Here is an 18730-nt window from a genome sequence, read left to right as displayed (position 1 = left end):
CCGCGACCTACAAGATGCCGAGGTGGAGGATGCGGCCCCCGCTGCGGTTCACCGGCATGGTACTCTTGCCAATCACCACCCCGTCCTCCGGGGCTAGGTACTGTTCCTTCAGGCTTCCGAATACGTCGCGCTGGGTAGCGATGAGATCCCCGGCCTTCAACGCCCGCAGCAGTTCCACTTCCAGCGTCAGCAGCCCACCCGTGTGGGTGTAGATCCAGTAGCTGCGCTTGCAAATCACCGGTGGCGAGGCGGGGGGAATGATCTCGTCGCTCGTCATCTTCAGGTAGGAAAGGACGTTGTGCACTCCTTCGGTGCCGTTGCGGATGAGCTGCCGCTGGTAGACGCCGGGGTTGCCCACCTCCAGCGTTACGGCCGGAATGTCGAGGGCGTCGGCGGCACCCCGCAGGGTACCGTCGCTGGGGGGATTGTGGACAATGAGCTGGGGGTTCTGGAGGATGGCCAGCTGGCGGGTGGTTTCCTGCGACATATCGGCCCGCACGTAGTAGGTGTTTACCCGTCCGCGGCTGGCGGTGTGCAGGTCGAGCAGGAAGTCGAAGTGACGGATCACCCGGTCCATCAGCCGGAAGGCGTAGACCTCGCTGGCGCGGCCGTTTTCCTTGCCGGGCATCACGTGGTTGAGGTCAAAGCCGTCGGTGTAGACCCGCGTTTGCCGCAGGAAGGCCGGGACGTTGACCACCAGCACCCCGATGATGGTGCCCCGCAACTGGGTTATGTCCAGGTCGGCAAAGAGTCGCTGAATGATGCGGATGCCGTTGAGTTCGTCGCCGTGTACCGCGGCCGTTACGCCGAGGGTGGGCCCCTCCGCGCTGCCCTTGGCGCAGAGGATGGGCACCCGCACGGGTTCGCCGAGGCCGTCGCTGATGACCCTGAGCCAGTACTTCCGGATGGTGCCGGGTTGCTGGTCGATCTCTTCGAGGCTCAGGATGGTGGGGATTTCGGGGTTAGCAGCGCTCATAGCAGTAGGAGAATAGTTCGTCGATTGCTTGCTGGAGGATGGGCCGCCGCGTTTGCGACTCGGCCTGGGGGAATCCGCCGATGCTCAGCGTATTGATTTCGGAAAGTACGCGCTGGCCGTCGTCATCGACCAGGGTATCGACCCCGGCAAAGCAGATGCCGTGATCCAGTAAATGGGGCTTCAGGGCCTCGACCATGGCCTCCTCCCGCGGGGTCACCTCCGCGGCTACGGAGCGGCCGCCCTGGGCCACGTTGCACAGCCATTCCCCGGGCGGGGGGATGCGGAGGGAGGCGGCCAGGATGCGGCCGTTGACCACGAGGATCCGCTTGTCGCCCTCGCTGACGTTTCGGAGGAATTTCATGGCCAGGTAGGTAGTCACCCCGTTGGTAAAAAGATGCTCCACTTCCTGGCGGGGTTGATCGACGCGCACGATGCCCTGCCCCCCGTAGGCGCGGAGGGGCTTCAGGACAATGGGGTGTTCGGCGGCGAAGTCGGCCACCTCGACCGGGCTATGGACCAGGCGGGTGGGCGGGGTCCAATCCGGAAAGTTGGTCAGGAAGGACTTGGTGCTGGTGGCCCGGATACCCGCCGGGTCATTGACCACTATCGGCGCGCAGTCGGCCAGCCGGTGGACAAGGTGGTCGAAGAAGCGGTCGCTCACCGGGTGGGGCAGGCGCAGCCATACCACGTCGTAATCCGCCGGGTCCAGCTCCCGCAGGGTCCCGCGAAAGGCGTAGCCTTCGGGGGAGTAGTGCAGCCCGGCCTTCACGGAAAACCCCTGCACCCGCGCGCCGTCGCCCTGGAAGAAGGGGCGGTTGACCTCGTCTCCCCGGCTGGCCACGTCCACCCTGGCCGCCCGCGGATCCTCGACCAGGGTGTTGATCAGGGCGTAGAGGGAGTTCTGGTCGGAGTGGCCGCTGTGGTCGGTAAGTACTAGGAAGGTCAGGCGCTTCATGCGAGGATTTCGGAGAGCAGGGTGGGGTCGTCGTTCAGGCTGGTGAAGAGCCGCAGGCTGAACTTGCCCTTGCTGTTGAACAGTTTGTGGGCCATGCGGTCGATGGCGATGGTGCTGAGCACCGTCTGGATGTATGCCTCGATAAGGTCGTCGAGCCCGATGCCGAGCTTGTTGAAGTCGCGGCGGTCCATCAGCAGAAGGCGGTCGGTATCGCTGGTCCACTGGTTTTCGCCCAGCTTGGCCGACAGGTTGGTGCCCAGCATTTCCCAGGAGTCGGCCGCTCCGTCGAGCTGGTCGGCCAGGGGGGTGCCGGCGCGGCGGCTGTAGCAGGCCAGGGGCCGGATGCCCTGCTCGGTGCTGCTGACCATGAGGCGGATGTCGCTGACGAAGGTGCGCCCCTTCTTGTCGGGGATGGTGCCCACGTGGAAGAATTTGCCGTCGCCCCCGGTGGAGCTCCATTTGTAGTTGCCGATGAGGCTCTGCACGATGAAGCGCTCGTAGTCGATCGGCTCGTTCATGAATTCTTCCAGTTCCCGGGCGTTGGTGATGGTGTACACCCCCTGGCCGGCGTTGCTGTAGGGCACCTTCACCACGGCCTGGCCGCCGAGTTTGGCCACCCAGAGGGGGATTTCGTTGTGGCTCACGTCCCAGATGGTCTCCGGGGTGTGGATCTTGAGGCCGTACTTGCGGATCTCCCCGTTGAAGAAGTCGTAGGCCTTGGCGGCCACCATCTTGTTGCGCCCCCCGGCCAGGCAGGTGACGATGGGGTTCAGAATGCGCGTCTTGCAGGTGGTCGGCAGGCGGTTCCAGGGGCGCTGGGTCACGTAGCGGAAGGCGGCCCGCAGTACCACCCACTTGCCGCGGTGGCGGGCCTCCAGCCAGCCGTCCTTTATCCTCAGGTTACGCTCTTCGGCGCCCAGGTAGTCGCAGATGTAGAGCACCTCTTCCTGGAAGGCGTCGGCGATGGCCGCGGCGTATCCGCTGGCCTCCATGGGGTTCTTGTCGTAGATCACGGCCAGCCGCCCCTCCCGGTTGTTGGGCCGTTTTTCCACCATGGGCTTGAAGGTGCGCTCCACGAGCACCCGGTAGCCGCCCTCCTCCTGGTGGTCGTCGAGCAGGGGCATGGATTTCTGGCCGGAGGGGCAGGAGTTGTTCTCGATGACGACCATCCGGCGGCGGCCCTGGGCGGTGGTCGCGTTGATCAGGTCGGCCCCGCCCCAGAGGAAGTACTTGCACTGGTAGGTCAGCATCTTGCGCAGCCCGTCGGGGTCCACCAGGGGGTTCAGGTGACAGTAGCGGGTGACCATCCGTTCCCGGTCCAGGTTCAGAAAGAAGCTCACCATAGGGTGAATGGTAGCGTTGAGGGCCTTGGGGTACCAGTGGGCCTCGGCTTTGAAGGTGCCGGGAGCGACGGATTGGACGGGCGGATTGATCAAGGGGGCGTTATTAGGTTTTAGTGCGCGAACGCGGGTGCAGGGGATAAGGTTAAAGCCGAGGGTGATTGGGTTTTGGTATTTGTGCGCAGCGAACCAACGCGGCGCCCATTTACAACGTCTGACCGGCCAGCCGGTGCGCAAGCCAGCCATCCGGAGGTAAACACCATCCACCGGCGATGTGCCGGTCAAATCCGCCGCGTATGCGATATATTTTTCTGCTTAGTCTGCTTTACACCCTCCCGGCTTGCGCACCGCTCCCCCCGGGGGGTGGCCAGTCTCCGGCGGAGCCCCTGGTGTTCGGCTACCGGGCCGGATTCGGGGTTGAAACCTTTTACCGGGTAGCCGACGGGCGGCTCTACGCCAGCCCCTACAACGGCGTGCCCACGAACGACCCCGCGAACCGCTACTACGCCGACAGTCTCGCTACCCGGGAGGCGGGCTGGTCGCTCATCTCCGACCCGGAACTGACGGCCCGCGCCCGCCAGCTCGCCGAGGATTTCCCGGCGGGAGCCTTCTCGGAACTGCCCCGGCAGGCCTGTGATGCACTGGCCTACGACGGGGGTTGCCCCTACGTAGGGCAATACCACCGGGAGGAGGGAACCTACCACGACTGGCACGGCAACTACGCCGAGCAGCCCACGGCCGGGGCGTTCATGCAGCGGGTGGATTCGCTGGTAAAGGCGTTGGGTGAATGACCAGCGGGGTGATCAATCGCGGCGGGTAAGCGGGATTTGTCCAATATTGTGGCTGCCCCAGAAAGCCACGCCATGAAACCAATCCTTGCCGCTATCCTGCTCACCCTCTCCGGTCTGCTCACCGCCCAGGACCTTGGCCTCCACCCGCCGGAGGTGGACTGGCAACAGCTGCGGGCGGACCACGTCCGGGTGATCTTTCCCCGCGGCTACGAATCCCGCGCCCGGCGGGTGGCCAGCCTGGTGGACCGCCTGGCCACCGACCACCAGCGCAGCGTGGGCGACCGGCTCTACGACTTCGACCTCGTCCTCCAGACCCCCAACATGGCCATCAACGGATACGTGGGGCTGGGACCTTTCCGCTCCGAGTTCTACGTTACCCCGCCCCAGGGTTTCAGCCGGCTGAGCAATACGGACTGGGTGGACCTGCTGACCATCCACGAGTTCCGCCACGTGCAGCAGACCAGCAACGAACGCCGCGGACTCACCTATCTGGCGAGCGTCCTCCAGGGGCAGCTGGGGTGGGCCGTACTCTCCGGCATCGCCACCCCGAACTGGTTCACCGAGGGCGACGCGGTAGTGGCCGAAACCGCCCTGACGGCCTCCGGGCGGGGGCGCACCCCGGCCTTCAGCGGCGACCTGCGGGCCCTGCTCGACCAGAATGTCATCTACCGCTACCCCAAGGCCCGCAACGGAAGCTTCCGCAGCCTGGTCCCCGATCACTACCGCTACGGCTACGCCATGGTGACCTACGCCCGGGAAGCCTTCGGCAACGACGTCTGGAAACCCGTACTCCAGGAAGGGGCCGCCTTCCGGGGACTGCTCTATCCCTTCAGCCGCGCCCTGCGCCGCGAGACCGGCCTGACTACCCGCGACCTGTACTACCGCACCATGGCCGACCTGGAGCAGCGGCAGGACAGCGCCCTCCAGGAACGCCGCCCCTTGCGCGAGGGGGAGGCCATCGGCAGCGCGCAGCGCCGCGACATCCGCGATTACCGCTTTGCTTTCCACGACGGTCAGGGGCGGCTTCTGGCCCTCCGCAACAGCTACCGGGAGCTGCCGGCATTGGTCGAGGTAGGCAACCCTGACCGTGTCATCACCCGCGTCGGCATCCAGCGGGAACCGTGGCTGGCCGGCTCCCACCGCTTCGCCCTCTGGACGCAGTACGGGCAGGACCCCCGCTACACCAACCAGAGCTATTCCGATCTCGTGGTGTACGAGCTGGCTACGGGCCGCCGCCGCACCCTGACCACCCGGGGACACTACCTCGCGGGGAGCTTCAGTCCGGACGAGCGCCGGATCGTGGCCGTCTGGTTCGACCCCCTGGCCGCGGCCCCCGAGCTCCACCTGCTCGACGTAGCCACCGGAGCGCTGTTGCAGCGCCGGGCGGTATCCGCCAATAACCTGGCCTGGCCACGCTTTTCGACGGACGGCGAGCACATTTACTTTCTGGGGCAGACCCACGCCGGGGTGGCCATCCAGGCCTGGCACCCCGCCACGGACGAAGTGACCACCCTGCGGCCATCTTCTCCCGCGCCGGTCGATATGCTCTCGGTAGCGCCGAGCGGGGAGCTCCTGTACTCCGGCGGCCGCACCGGGGTGGACAACGTGTACCGGTTGGATCCCGCTACCGGAGCCGTCAGCCGCCTCACCGACGTGGCGATCGGCGCGTATTATCCCCGGCAATCCGGTACCGACCTCTACTATTCGAGTCCCACCCCCCACGGTGAGCGACTGCGGAGATTATCGCTGTCCGACGTGACAGCGGTGCCGGCCGCGGAGGGCATTACCCCGGGCATCTTTGAGCGGCCCGCCGCCTTCGCCGCCGAGGCCACCGTGCTGCCGGCCGAGCTGGAAGTTGAGAATTACCCCATCCAGGATTTCAGCAATACGCTGGGGGGCATCAAACTGCACAGCTGGTCGTTCAACGGCAGCTACGTGACCCCGGGCCTGGCCGTGGAATTTGCCAACGCCCTGAATACCGCCGAACTGGTCCTGGACGGGCGGTACAACATCAACGAAAACCGCTATTCGGGGGGGGTGACGGCGGCCTACGGCGGACTGTTCCCGGTCATTGAACTGGCGGGACGCTACCGCGACCGGAATACTGTCGTTCAAGTGGCGGACATCGACAGCCTTTCCTTCGTCGGCCAGGAATTCATGCAATTGACGGTGGGCCCCACGGCTACGGTACCGCTGCAGTGGGTGGCCGGGAATACGGTGACCACGATTCAACCCTCGGTGGGCTACCAGTACTACGCCCTGCGGCAGACCGAGGCCGGCCCCCTGCCGCCCAACTTCGGGAACCTCTCACTCGGGCTGTCGGCCAGCCACCTTCTGCGCACGGCCTACCGGCAGGTACAGCCCCGCTGGGGGGTACTGGCTTCGCTGACCTACGACCGGGCCCTGGGCACTGCGGCCTCCGGGGAGCGCTGGCTCGCGCAGGGCTCGGTGTTCCTGCCCGGCGTAGCCCTCACCCACGGCATTCGCTTAGATTTGGCGGCCCAGGGGGAGCAAGCCGAGAACCTGTATCAGTATCCTGACCTGTTCCGCTACGCCCGCGGCTACAACGCCCCCCTGAACGACCGGGTGTGGCGGCTGGGCGCGAACTACCAACTGCCGTTGCTGTATCCGGATCTGGGAATTTTGGGCATCACCTACTTCAAGCGCATCCGCCTGAACGCCTTCTACGACCTGAGCCGTTTCACCATCGACGCGCCCCGGGAACTGACCTTATCGGAAAACAGCGCGGGGGGGCAGTTGTACTTCGACAACGTCTGGCTCAACGCCCAACTGATTACGGTGGGAGTGGAGGCCGCATACCGCCTGAACCGGGACTTCTTCTCCAGCGACGAGGACGACCTGCAATTCCGCTTGCTGGTCAGCGGCAGCTTTTAAGGGGTAGCGGGGAGCCCTAGACGTTCAGGTAGTTGATCAGGCTGTCGAAGCGCTCGCGCAGGGTGTCCTGCAGGTGCTTCTCGTTGAAGCTAGCCTTCACCACGTAGTTGAAGCGCTCGAAAGTGGCGATGGTACCGCCGATGTTCTGGCTGTTCAGCTTGAGGGTCACCTCCACCTGGTTGGAGTCGGCCAGGCCCCGCACGAAGGAGCTGAGCACGATGGCGTTGTCGCTCTCCACGATGCGGGCGATCTCGGAGAGGCTGTAGTCGTGGCGTCCCAGCTCCAGCACCACGATGGAGCCCGGGTCGCTGAAGGTACTCGACTGGGCAAAGAACCGGAGGAGGTCTTCACCGGTCACCATGCCAACGTAGTCGCCATCGCGGTTGATGACGGGCACCACCGTGAGGTTGTTGTCAACCAGTTGCCGCATCACGTCGTAGAGGTGATCGTCGGGGTAGACCGAGGGTGGCAGCTGGGCCACGCGGTAGGTGGCCACCGCTTCTTCGGGGTCGGCGTCGAGGACGTCGCTCTCCGAGATGACGGACACGAGCTTGGTCCCGTCCACCACGGGGAGGTGACGGATGTAGAACTCGTTCATGATCTCCAGGGCCTCTTCTCCGGTATCGGAGGGGCGCAGGGGAACGAGGGCGTCGGTGAGGAGGAAGTCGGCGGTCATGGTATCGGGAAAGTAGGGAATAATTCTCAGCCGAGGAGGCGTCGCTTCTGGGTAGCGAACTCTACCTCGGTCAGCAAGCCTTTCTCACGCAGTCGGGCCAGCCGCTGGAGTTGCTCCAGCAGTTCGTCGTGGACGGGGGCGGCGGGCGCGGGTGCCCCTTCGGTATCGGAGGCTACCAGGGGGTCTTCGGTGTTGGGCACGCGCTGGGGTTCGGCGGTAGCCAGGCGGAAGTTGTTCCGCTCGAAGGCCGGGAAGGCCGGCTGGATGCGCAGGTAGGCCAGGCTGTCGTGGTTGCGGATGCGGTCGAAGTCGTCGAAGCCCAGGGCCACGGCCCGGTCGAGGTGGTAGAAGGCGCGGTCGGCCTCCTCCTCCACGGAGTAGGCACAGGCAATGTTGAAGTGGGCGGCCACGTCGCGGGGATTTTTCCCCAGGGCTTTCTGGAAGGCCTCGATGGCCCGGCGGTATTCGTAGTCCTTGAAGTAGTGGACACCCCGCTCCCGGTCGGCCCGCCCCGCGTCGCGGCGGCCCGCCCGCTGGGGCACCGGTTCGGTGCGCTGGTTGTTGCGCTCCTTGTCGCGGCGCTCACGCTCCCGTTCCATTTCGGCCCGTTGCCGTTGCCGCTCCTGAAAGCGCCGTTCTCTGTCGGTCATACTGCCCGTATTGTAGGGTGGCGCGGCCGGCCCCGCGTGGGGAGTGGCCTGCGCTACCGGTTGATTGTATTTCAAGTCGAATTCCCGCCGCTCCATGGACAGCAGGGTGATCGCGTCGATGATGCCGAAGATAGCCGCCAGGGAGATAAGCATGATGGTGAAGGGGCTCGGGCCGGCGGACAGCGCCAGCACGAAAAAAAACAGGTGAGCCATGCCAAGTCCCTTCTGGCCGAGGTAGAACCGCTGGAGGCCGACGATGCCCCCGAAAAAAGCCAGAATTGCCGCGATCGTCTTCTCTTTCATCTCACTGATGGAAACGGACTAACGCTGGTTTTCGTTCTGGTTCAGTCTCCAAAAATGCGGCAGGTAAGGATGGTCAGGTCGTCCGGATACTCGTTGTCCTGGCGGAAGGCTTCCAGCTTCGCCTGGAGGTTTTCGTTGAACGACTTCGCCGAGCGGTAATACTGCCGGCGGGCAAACTGGTAAAGGATTTCCTCATCGAAGGGCTCGCCGGCGGCACTCTGCAGGTCGGTCAGCCCGTCCGTATAGGTGACGATGAGGGCCTGGGGCGGCAGGTCCACCACGCCGACGTTGAGCATGGGCAGTTCGTCCATGGAGCCCAGCACGGTGGTGCCTTCGCTGAGCAGCTGGAATCCTCCTTCACTGACGAGCACGGCGGGCGGGTGGCCGGCGTTCACGTAGCGCAGCTGGTGGGTTTCCCGGTCGTACTCGGCCACGAAGAAGGTCACGAACCGTTCGCCGCCCGTGATGCGGAAGACGCTTTCGTTGATTTCCGTTACGAAGTCGTACAGATCGGTACGCTTGCGGATGAGGGTGTGGAAATTGGCCTGGAAGTTGGCCATCAGCAGGGCGGCGCTCACCCCCTTGCCGGTAAAGTCGCCGATGCAGAACACCAGCTTGCCGTCCACAAATTCCCGGAAATCGAAGTAGTCGCCGCCCACCCCCAGTTTGGGGCGGTAGATGGCACTCAGCTCGTAGTGGTCATTGGCGGGCAGGTCCTTGGGGATGAGCATGCCCTGCACCTTGGCCCCTAGGTCGAGGTCGGCTTCCAGTCTTTCCTGCTCAATCTGACGGCGGAACAGCCGCTTATTTTCGATGGCCACCGCGATCACGTTGCTGATGGTGGTGATGATCTGCACCCGCTCGAACATGTCCTCCTCGTCGCTGAAGCTGCCGATAAGGATGAAGGCGATCGGCCGCTCCTTGTGCAGCACGGGAATGACGTGCTCGAACTGGCTGAACAGCGGGTGCTCCGGATCGTGGATGGTGACGGTGCGCTTCAGCGCCTGGAGTTCCTGTCCGTAATCGATCCCCTCGGGCAGCTCCACCTCCTCCAGTCCCAGGGAGGTAGCCATGCGCCAGGCCTCGTCGTGGTCACTGTGGCGGACGAAGAGGGCCATCTTGTTCACCCCGAGTTCCTGCCGCAGGAAGGCCTGGTACATCTGGAAGAGGTCGTCGGCCGAAACGTTGTTGTTGATGGCCTGCGTCATCTGCAGCAGCCGCCTGACCTGTAGCTGGCGCAGATGGAGCTCGCGCTCCAGACGGTTAATGCGGGTGAGGGGCTGTGACATGGGGGTAAATATAGCTTACGGGCGGGGCAAATACCCGCCGGGGGGTTACCGGGGCAGCAACTGCAGCAGCTCGTCAATCTGACGCTGATGATAGGGTTCGTCCAGGGCCCGCAGGACGTGGCTCTTCTCGAAATCCGTCAGGTGGAGAGATACCGAGGTGCGCAGCGGATCGTCGGCTTTGGGCTGGTAGTTGAAGCGGAAGAGGTGGAAGCGGTCCGGGCCGAGCGAACGGTAAAGGTTGGCCAGCAATTCCTCCTGGTCCAGGATCTGCAGCCCCAGGATATTACCCGCCACGCCCAGCGGACTGAATAGTCCGGTGATGACGCCGCGGCGCCCGTCGTCGGCCAGGCCCTGCTCGCGGAAGGCGCTGATCTGTACCAGGATTACCCCCGAGGTGTTGGCTTCGATCCAGTCCTCGAACACGTGAATGAAGCGGGCGGCCGAGGCGATGCCGTAGTTGTCGCGGTAGCCCGCGTCCATGAGGCGGATCAGGGGCTCGGTGGGCAGGTTCACCTGGGGTAAGACGTAGGGATAGGATGCGCTGGCCCGAAGGGCGGAACTGAGCCGCAGGCTGTCGGCTTCCTGTTCCCGCAGCAGGCGGCCGAAGTCGACCATATCGGGCAGCAAGCGAACGCCGCCGATCCGGGCTACGGGCGGGGCCATCATGTAGCTGACGCCCTGGGGGGAGATGACCATCCGGCGGCCGTCCTCGACGATGCTCGGGGTGACGAACAAGAGGGGCACCCGGGCGGTGACCTCCGCCTCGCGGTAGGCGGAAAGCGGCTGGTTGAGCAGCTGGTGGGTGGCCCGGTTGTAGGCCTGCTCGAAGGCGAAGCCCCGGTCGCGGCGGTAATATTGGTCGCCTACCTTCACCTGACGAAAGGGGAGGAAGATGTCGTTGCTGACGATGGAGAAGGCGGTGGGGTTCAGCAGGTCGGTACTCACGTCCTCCAGCCGCTGCAGGTGGCCGCGGGCGAAGGTAGTGGCCGGCTGCTGGTAGGCTTCCCGCAGATAAGCCAGGCCGAGGATGCCCCCACTGGCTCCCGTCATGAGGGCGGTGGACCGCAGGAGCCGGCCCTCACTGCAGGCCTCGATGCTCTGGGTGAGGTGAGTGGCCCAAAGGGAGGCCGTAAGTCCGCCCCCGCTGGCGCAAAGGATGACCAGCTTGGGCTTGTCGGTTGGCTGCTTTTCGTGCCAGCGTTCGAGGATGGCCGTGGTGTTGGCCTTGTCCGCCTCCAGGTTGGCGGGGCGGTAAAGCGCACGCAGGCTGTCCAGGGAATAGGGGGCGCGGCTGTCGTACCGCAGTCCGTAGGCGTGGTTGCCGTGGTCGAAGAAGGGGGTGCTGGTGAGGAAATTGACCAGGATGAGCAGCAGGATCAGCAGGGGGAGCCGCCAGGCGGCAAACCAGTAGCTGACCGCCCCGATGATGGAGACGAAGAGGCTGAACAGGATGAAGAAACTGGCTCCCGCCGGCAGCTGAAAGGCCGGCCGGTCAACCAGCACGCCGAGCACGACCAAAATACCGATGGTGGCAAACTGCAGGATGAGGGCGTTGAGGTGGTTCTGGCGGAAAATGTTGCGCAACAGGGCCGTGTCGTAGTGGGCCACGGAGCGTACCCGCTGGAAGCGCAGGTTGGGGTTCAGGTAAAAGCGGACCTGGAATGGGTTGTCGAACTGATGGACGAGCTGGGGCCCGAGGGGAGTGCCCCGGTAAGGACGGTAATCGGACTGACCCGGCTGGCTGGGGCCCCGGTTGGGCGGTGGGTCGCGGTGGCCGGTGTAGTAGTGGATGTCCCGGTTGGTCAGGTTGAAGTAAATGGCGTAGAGAAAGAGGCTAAGCGTCAACCCGACGACCAGTCCGGAGAGCGCCTGCCCCTGGGTGCCCGCCCCCTCGGCCAGGTGGTGGAAGCGGATGAGCTCCACGCAGTAAGTAATGAAGAAGGCCAGCGGCAGGAGGGCATTGTTCAGACAGTACTTGAAGAAGGGCCTCGAAAGGCTGGCCAGAAAGTTGAAGTAGCCCCCCATCAGCAGATAGGTGCTCAGGTTCCACGTCATCACGAAAAACCCGAAGGCGAGTCCCACGATGAGGAAGGAGAAGTAATCGGAGCGGCCCAGGTACTCAGGATCCAGAAAGAGGTACTGCAGCCCCAGGCGGGGACCCAGGGCCCCGCTCATCATCAGGAGCAGGAGCAGCCACATCGACAGCAGCAGGTAGTGCGTGCGGAAGTGGAGCAAGAGCAATTGCACCGGAAAGGAACGGTAGATGTTGTAGAGGGCCGCGCGCATACCGCAGCAAATTACCGTTATATTTGCCGCCCGCAAATCTTGTCCCGGACATCCCACACCCAGCCCTCCCCCCCGCCCGCCTCGCCACCCGTCTTACTCCCCAGGGTGAGCGCATCCTCCGCTCCGGCCATCCCTGGCTGTTCGACGGAGCCGTAGATTCCGTAAAGGGGCCGGGCAAGGCCGGAGACCTGTCCATCATCTTCGACCGCAAGAAGGACCGCTTCCTGGGGGTCGGACTGTACGATCCCGACTCGCCCATCCGCATCCGGGTGCTGCACCAGGGCAGTCCCATCAAGATCGATACCGCCTTCTTCGCCGACCGCATCCAGGCGGCCCGCAAACTGCGCCTGCCGCTGCTGAAAAAGAACACCAACGGTTACCGCTTCATCCACGGGGAAAACGACGGACTGCCGGCCCTGGTCGTCGACGTCTACGCCGGAGTAGCCGTCATCAAACTCTACAGCCCGGTGTGGTTCCCCTATCTCGAGGAGCTGCTGCCGCTGATCCAACGCGCCGCCAAGGCGGATACCGTGGTGCTGCGGTTGGCCCGGGTGGTAAATCCTGTCGGCGGGCTAACCGACGGCGCCGTCCTGGCGGGGAAGCTGACGGAGCCCGAAGTCGTCTTCAAGGAGCACAACCTCCAGTTCCTGGCCCACGTGGCGGAGGGGCACAAGACCGGCTTCTTCCTGGACCACCGCCACAACCGCAAGCGGGTAGGGGAGTTGTCGGAAGCCCAGGACGTGCTGGACGTCTTCAGCTACGCCGGGGGCTTCAGCGTCCATGCCCTGGCCGGCGGCGCCTACCGGGTGGTGAGCCTCGACATCAGTGCCCCAGCCCTGGAAGTGGCCCGTCGCAACGTGGCGCTCAACTTCGGCGCCGACCCCCGCCACGAAATCCTGGTGGGCGACGCCTTCCAGGAACTCGAGCAACTGGCCCGCCGCAAGGAGGATTTCGGATTGGTGGTTGTGGATCCCCCCAGCTTCGCCAAGCGGGAAAAGGAAGTGCGCGGGGCTCTGGATGCCTACCGCCGCATCAATACCCTGGCCGTCCCCCTGGTAAAACCCGGTGGCATCCTGCTGGCGGCTTCTTGCTCCTCCAGGGTAAGCAATGAAGACTTTTTCGCCACCGTCGAGAAGGTGCTGAAGCGCAGCGGCCGGGGCTACACCCTGCTGGAACGCAGTTACCACGACGTGGACCACCCCATCGGCTTTCCGGAAGGGGCCTACCTGAAGGCGGGCTATTATCGCCTGGACTGAAACCGTCTGACCCCGGCCTCCGTAGGTGGTTGAAAACCGGTCAATTCGTCCATGCGTCTCCACCTGATCATTCCCGTCGTCAACGAGCGCGACAACCTGAACACCCTGCTGCCCTTCCTCTCCGCCGAACTGGCGGGGCGGGGCACCATTACGGTCGCCGACGGGGGCAGTACCGACGGCACCCGGGAAGCCTGTAATGGCTACGCCGGGGTACGCCATCTGGCGTGCACCTACCGGGGGCGGGCCCGGCAGATGAACGAGGCCGCCGCGCTTGACCCCGACCGCTACGACGTACTCTATTTCCTCCACGCCGACGCCCGGCCACCGCGGGGTTTCTACGATGACATCCGCCGCAGCGTTGCTTTCGGTCATCCCGTGGGGTGCTACCGCTTCCGCTTTGACTCAGCCCACCCCCTGCTGGCCATCAACGCCTTCTGTACCCGCTTCAGCGGACTGGCCTGCCGGGGCGGCGACCAGTCGCTCTACCTGACCCGCGCGGCCTGGAACGAACTGGGGGGCTTCGACGCCAACATGACGATCATGGAGGACTACGACATCATCCAGCGGGCCTGGGACCGCTTCCCCTTCCGGGTGATCCCCCGCGCCGTGACGGTCTCCGCCCGCAAGTACCGCGCCAATGGCTGGCTGCGGGTGCAACTGGCCAACCTGACCGTATTCCGGATGTACAAAAAGGGGGCGCCGCAGGGGGCCATGGTAGAGCGTTACCGGCAGATGCTGAAGCCCTGGTGAGAGGTAGCGACAGCCTTTATGCGGACCGGGCATTCCGACCCTTCCCCCGGCACCCGCACCCGTGAGAAACAGGCCCACGGAATGGCGGTTTGGCGACCCCTTTTTGCTAGGAAAAGTGGCATAATTTTTGTACTTTTGTGGCTATGACAGTAAATAATGAGCTGGCCCAAAAAGGGAACTACGGTGCGGACAACATCACCGCCCTCGAAGGGCTCGAAGCCGTCCGCAAACGCCCCGGGATGTACATCGGCGGCACCGATACGCGCGGCCTCCATCACCTCGTATGGGAGGTGGTCGACAACTCCATCGACGAACACCTCGCCGGCTACTGCAGCCGCATCGATATGATCATCCACCCGGATAACTCCATCACCGTCACCGACGACGGACGGGGTATCCCCGTGGGCAATCACGCCAAGCTGGGCAAGAGCGCCCTGGAGGTGGTCATGACCGTCCTCCACGCCGGCGGTAAATTCGACAAGGATACCTACAAGGTGTCCGGCGGTCTGCACGGGGTAGGGGTATCGTGTGTGAATGCCTTGTCGAGCCACCTGCGGGCCACCGTCCACCGCGACGGAAAGATCTACCAGCAGGATTACAGCCAGGGTAAGCCGCAGAACGAGGTGCACGTAGTCGGGGAAGCCGAGAAATCCGGTACCACCATCCACTTCACCCCCGATCCGGAAATCTTCGAATCGCTGGTCTACAAGTACGAGACGCTGGCCAACCGCATGCAGGAACTCGCCTTCCTGAACAGCGGGCTGCAACTCAGCATCACCGACGAGCGGCAACTCGACGACGAAGGGAAATTTGCCCGCAAGGAGTTCTACAGCGAAGGCGGCCTGGCCGAGATGGTCAAGTACCTCGACGAGGGCAAGCAGGACCTGATCGAGGAAGCCATCTACGTGAAGTCCAAGGAGGACAACGTGGAGGTAGAGGTGGCCATGCAGTACAACACCACCTACCAGGAGAACATCTACTCCTTCGTCAACAACATCAAGACCCGCGAGGGCGGTACCCACGTGAATGGTTTCCGCCGCGCCGTCAACCGCCTCTTCACCAAGTACGGGGAGGAGAACGGCCTGTTCAAGAAACTGAAGTTCAAGGTCAGCGGGGAAGACTTCCGCGAAGGCCTCACCGCCGTGGTTTCCGTCAAGGTGCCCGAGCCCCAGTTCAAGGGACAGACGAAGGGAGAACTCGGCAACAGCGAGGTGACCGGCATCGTGAGCCGCGCCGTCGGCGAGAGCGTAGGCCACTGGCTGGAAGAGAACCCCGACCAGGCCAAGCGCATCATCGACAAGGTGATCATCGCCGCCACCGCCCGCCACGCCGCCCGCAAGGCCCGCGAGATGGTGCAGCGCAAGAACGTGCTCACCGGCACCGGACTGCCCGGCAAGCTGGCCGACTGCTCCAACAAGGACCCCGAAGGATCGGAAATCTACCTGGTCGAGGGCGACTCGGCCGGTGGTACCGCCAAGATGGGCCGCAACCGCGCCTTCCAGGCTATCCTGCCGCTGCGCGGTAAGATCCTCAACGTGGAGAAGGCGATGGAGCACAAGATCTACGAGAATGAGGAGATCAAGAACATGTTCACCGCCCTGGGCGTGAGCATCGTGGAGGGCCAACACGGCGAACGGGTGCTGAACCTGGACAAGCTGCGCTACCACAAGATCATCATCATGTGTGACGCCGACGTCGACGGCAGCCACATCGTGACCCTCATCCTGACCTTCTTCTTCCGCTACATGCACGCACTGGTCGACCAGGGCTACGTGTACATCGCCCAGCCGCCCCTCTACCAGGTGCGCCGCGGCAAGCAGTTCCGCTACTGCTGGACGGAGGAGGAACGCCGCGAGGCCATCGCCAACTACAGCAAGCACGAGAACGACGGCGCCGTGAAGGTGCAGCGCTACAAGGGTCTCGGTGAGATGAACGCCACCCAGCTCTGGGAGACGACCATGGACCCCGATACCCGTATGCTGCAGCGCGTCACCATCGAGGAAAGCTCCGAGGCCGACCGCGTCTTTAGCATGCTGATGGGCGACGAGGTACCCCCCCGCCGGGCCTTCATCGAAGCGAATGCCAAGTACGCCAAGGTGGATGTTTAACTGGTTGCTGGTTACGCAAATAGCAACTAAAGAAAAAGCCCCGATCGGATCACCGGTCGGGGCTTTTTACTTGCTAGTGGTTCGGGCGGAGGGCTACTCCAGTTCCCGGGTTGCTTCGAAGAGGAACCAGGTCCGCCGTTCGGTGGCGTTGATGTAGTCCTCGAGCAGGCTGGCGCCGCCGATGTCGTCGGCTTCCTCACAAACGCTGTGGGCTTCGCGCAGGTTGTGGGCCATTTTCTTGTTCTCTTCCATCAGGTCGAGCAGCATGTCGCGGGGGTGGACCTGGGCGTTATCGTTGTCCTGCACCTTCTGCAGTTTGGCGATCTGGCCGATGCTGGTGATGGTCTTGGCGCCGAGTTTCCGGACGCGCTCCGCCAGGGGGTCGACGGTAGCGATGAGTTCCTCACTCTGATCGTCGAGCATGAGGTGGTAGTCGCGGAAGTTGCGGCCCGACATATGCCAGTGGTAGTTCTTGGTCTTTACCCATAGGGCGATCAGGTCGGCGACCAGGGGATTAAGTGCCTTGGCTACCTTTTGGACATCTTTGGGATCCAGATCGGTTGGGGTGTTGAGTTCTTTTTTGCTGATGTTGTTGCCGGGTGACTTGGTCATTGTTGCATTTATTTGCGTTCCCTTCTAGAACGGGAGGGGGACGAACCAGGTTCGTTCATCCTTCGTCAAGCCGACCGCCATGTCCCAACGTTTCCCCACCTCCGAACGCCTCAAATCACGGCGGGAAATCGGCCGTCTCTTCTCTCCCGGTACCGGGTCGGTGGCGGCCTACCCGGTACGCCTCCTGTACCGGTGGGCGGAGTCGCCGCGGGGGGATCAAGCTTGCCAGATCACCTTCGTAGTACCCAAGCGAAAGTTCAAGCGGGCCGTGGACCGCAACCTCCTCAAGCGGCGGATGCGGGAGGCCTATCGCCTGAACCGGGAGCTGCTGCTGCCCCAGGGCCCCGGAGGGCAGGTGCCGGAGGTAAGCGCGGGTGCCCGGCCACCGCAGCTGATTCTGCTGCTCATGTATACGGGAAAGGAAGCGCTGCCGTACGCCGTCATCGAGCGCAAGGTGAAGAAGGTGCTCACCCAGCTGGGGGAGCGGCTAGCCGCGGGCGGATGAGGCCGCCTCGACGGCCCGCCACACGCGCAGGACGTTGCCCGAGAGGATCTTCTGGATGTCCTCGTCAGTGTAGCCACGCTTGAGCAGGACGTAGACCAGGTTGGGGTAGTCGGCTACGTCCTTGAGGCCGGTGGGCAGGCTATCGCCCACTCCGTCGTAGTCGGATCCCAGGCCGACGTGGTCGATGCCGGCGATCTGCACTACCCGGTCGATGTGGTCGGCAACCATTTCGACATCGGAGTACAGGGTGGGGTTTTCCAGTTGGAAGCTGTCGGCCAGGGCCTCCGCTTCCGGCGTGCGGTTCTGCAGTCCGCGTTCCGCCAGCAGGTTCATGAAGACTTCCCGCAGGCTGTCCTGCCGGCTGCGCAGGGCGCCGTCGAGGAAGGTGGAGCCGAAGTTGATCTGAATCACGCCCCCGTTTTCTCCCATGCGCTTGATCATCTCATCGTTCATGTTCCGTTCGAAGTCGGGGGTGAAGTGGCGCACCGAGGAGTGGCTGGCGATGACGGGCACGTCGGTGATTTCCATCACGTCCCAGAAGGCCGCGTCCGAGATGTGGCTGACGTCAACCATGACGCCGACGCGGTTCATTTCCCGCACCACCTCCTCGCCGAAGGGGCTCAGCCCACCGTTCGTGCCTGTGGTGTCGTAGCTGCTGTCGGAGATCAGGTTGTCCTTGGCGTGGGTGAGGGTGATGTAGCGGATGCCCTTGTTGAAGTACTGCTCCACGCGGCTGAGGTCGTCCTCGATCGGTGAGCCGTTCTCCATGCCCATGGGCAGGCTGACGAGGCCGCGGTCGAAGTTGCGCTCGATGTCGTCGGGGCTCAGGGCGGGGGCGAATTTATCAGGGTGGGCGGCGATGATGCCCTTCACCATATCGATGAGGCTGTCGGCCAGGGCGGGGGAGGCCCCTTTTTCCTCCTGCAAGTTGCTGGGGATGTAGATCGACATGAAGGGGGCGTCGAGCCCTCCCTCCACGGCGCGGACGTAGTCGAAGTCGCCCTCGTCGGTTTCAATGGGAATGCCCAGCATTTCACGCTCGAGGCGGAAGTTCTTCACCTTCAGGCGGTAGGGGAGGTCTACGTGTCCATCCACGATGATGTAAGCGTGGGCGAGGCTGTCGGCGTGGGCGCGCAGGGCTACGTCCGACATTTCCGGATCGGTCTCGGGGGCGTCGGGGCCACAGGAGTAGAGCAGCGATGCGGACAGGCAGAGCAGAAGGAAGCGAAACATGGGCGGGGCGATTTTGGCGGGGTGGGGGGGGACCTCTTGCGGACAAACATAGGTAAGATTTGGGTTAGTGGTCGGACGGGTAAGTGGTCCAACCGGTTAGTCGTC

General features: G+C 63.9%; 15 protein-coding genes. 6 read left to right on the top strand and 9 right to left on the bottom strand.

Annotated features, from left to right (window positions below):
* Positions 1-7 precede the first annotated feature (7 nt).
* The 3 genes from CGL56_RS07795 to CGL56_RS07785 are packed head-to-tail and all read right to left on the bottom strand — an operon-like array spanning position 8 to position 3367.
* Positions 8-976 (bottom strand): succinylglutamate desuccinylase/aspartoacylase family protein, encoded by a 969-nt coding sequence (locus tag CGL56_RS07795; protein ID WP_099105960.1) that lies wholly within the window; start codon positions 974-976, stop codon positions 8-10.
* Entirely contained in the window at positions 963-1931 is a 969-nt protein-coding gene (locus CGL56_RS07790; RefSeq protein ID WP_099105959.1) for an ATP-grasp domain-containing protein, read from the bottom strand. The genes CGL56_RS07795 and CGL56_RS07790 overlap by 14 nt, the downstream gene beginning before the upstream one ends.
* On the bottom strand, positions 1928-3367 hold the full coding sequence (locus CGL56_RS07785) for an ATP-grasp domain-containing protein (protein ID WP_099105958.1): 1440 nt from the start codon (positions 3365-3367) through the stop codon (positions 1928-1930). Before CGL56_RS07785 ends, CGL56_RS07790 begins: the two co-directional genes overlap by 4 nt.
* Before the next feature lie 200 nt (positions 3368-3567).
* Here CGL56_RS07785 and CGL56_RS07780 point away from each other — a divergent pair, with 200 nt between their 5' ends.
* A complete protein-coding gene (locus tag CGL56_RS07780) occupies positions 3568-4062 on the top strand; it encodes a hypothetical protein (RefSeq protein ID WP_143470656.1) in 495 nt (164 codons plus the stop codon).
* Between the two features lie 72 nt (positions 4063-4134).
* Positions 4135-6957 (top strand): TolB family protein, encoded by a 2823-nt coding sequence (locus CGL56_RS07775; protein ID WP_099105956.1) that lies wholly within the window; start codon positions 4135-4137, stop codon positions 6955-6957.
* Positions 6958-6973: 16 nt separating this feature from the next.
* Here the strand turns inward: CGL56_RS07775 and CGL56_RS07770 are convergent, their stop codons facing one another.
* The 4 genes from CGL56_RS07770 to CGL56_RS07755 are packed head-to-tail and all read right to left on the bottom strand — an operon-like array spanning position 6974 to position 12161.
* Positions 6974-7633 (bottom strand): CBS domain-containing protein, encoded by a 660-nt coding sequence (locus CGL56_RS07770; protein ID WP_099105955.1) that lies wholly within the window; start codon positions 7631-7633, stop codon positions 6974-6976.
* Positions 7634-7659: 26 nt separating this feature from the next.
* Positions 7660-8586: a TPR end-of-group domain-containing protein gene (locus CGL56_RS07765; RefSeq protein ID WP_099105954.1), complete on the bottom strand. Its 927-nt coding sequence runs from the start codon at positions 8584-8586 to the stop codon at positions 7660-7662.
* 41 nt (positions 8587-8627) lie between these two features.
* Entirely contained in the window at positions 8628-9875 is a 1248-nt protein-coding gene (locus CGL56_RS07760) for a PP2C family protein-serine/threonine phosphatase (RefSeq protein WP_099105953.1), read from the bottom strand.
* A 45-nt stretch (positions 9876-9920) separates the two neighbouring features.
* The gene (locus CGL56_RS07755) at positions 9921-12161 is read right to left on the bottom strand and encodes a patatin-like phospholipase family protein (RefSeq protein WP_099105952.1); all 2241 of its coding nucleotides are present in this window, start codon (positions 12159-12161) and stop codon (positions 9921-9923) included.
* A gap of 23 nt (positions 12162-12184) precedes the next feature.
* On the opposite strand from CGL56_RS07755, the gene CGL56_RS07750 reads away from it, so the two are divergent.
* From CGL56_RS07750 to gyrB, 3 genes are all read left to right on the top strand, one after another.
* Complete coding sequence (locus CGL56_RS07750) at positions 12185-13417, top strand: class I SAM-dependent rRNA methyltransferase (protein ID WP_209280325.1); 1233 nt, start codon at positions 12185-12187, stop codon at positions 13415-13417.
* Positions 13418-13468: 51 nt separating this feature from the next.
* Positions 13469-14167, top strand: a complete 699-nt coding sequence (locus CGL56_RS07745) for a glycosyltransferase (RefSeq protein WP_099105951.1) — start codon at positions 13469-13471, stop codon at positions 14165-14167.
* A 143-nt stretch (positions 14168-14310) separates the two neighbouring features.
* A complete protein-coding gene (gyrB, locus tag CGL56_RS07740; RefSeq protein ID WP_099105950.1) occupies positions 14311-16275 on the top strand; it encodes a DNA topoisomerase (ATP-hydrolyzing) subunit B in 1965 nt (654 codons plus the stop codon).
* 93 nt (positions 16276-16368) lie between these two features.
* Here gyrB and CGL56_RS07735 read toward each other — a convergent pair whose 3' ends face one another.
* Positions 16369-16887: a Dps family protein gene (locus CGL56_RS07735; protein WP_099105949.1), complete on the bottom strand. Its 519-nt coding sequence runs from the start codon at positions 16885-16887 to the stop codon at positions 16369-16371.
* Positions 16888-16966: 79 nt separating this feature from the next.
* Between CGL56_RS07735 and CGL56_RS07730 the strand changes: the two genes are divergently transcribed.
* Positions 16967-17392, top strand: coding sequence for a ribonuclease P protein component (locus CGL56_RS07730; RefSeq protein WP_099105948.1), 426 nt, complete (start codon positions 16967-16969; stop codon positions 17390-17392).
* Here CGL56_RS07730 and CGL56_RS07725 read toward each other — a convergent pair.
* The gene (locus CGL56_RS07725; protein WP_099105947.1) at positions 17375-18625 is read right to left on the bottom strand and encodes a dipeptidase; all 1251 of its coding nucleotides are present in this window, start codon (positions 18623-18625) and stop codon (positions 17375-17377) included. The genes CGL56_RS07730 and CGL56_RS07725 overlap by 18 nt on opposite strands.
* Positions 18626-18730 lie beyond the last annotated feature (105 nt).

The organism is Neolewinella marina, assembly GCF_002631205.1.
Taxonomy (GTDB): Bacteria; Bacteroidota; Bacteroidia; order Chitinophagales; family Saprospiraceae; genus Neolewinella; species Neolewinella marina.
Note: the sequence above shows the minus strand (reverse complement) of the source record. Positions and strands in the feature narration are given on the sequence as shown.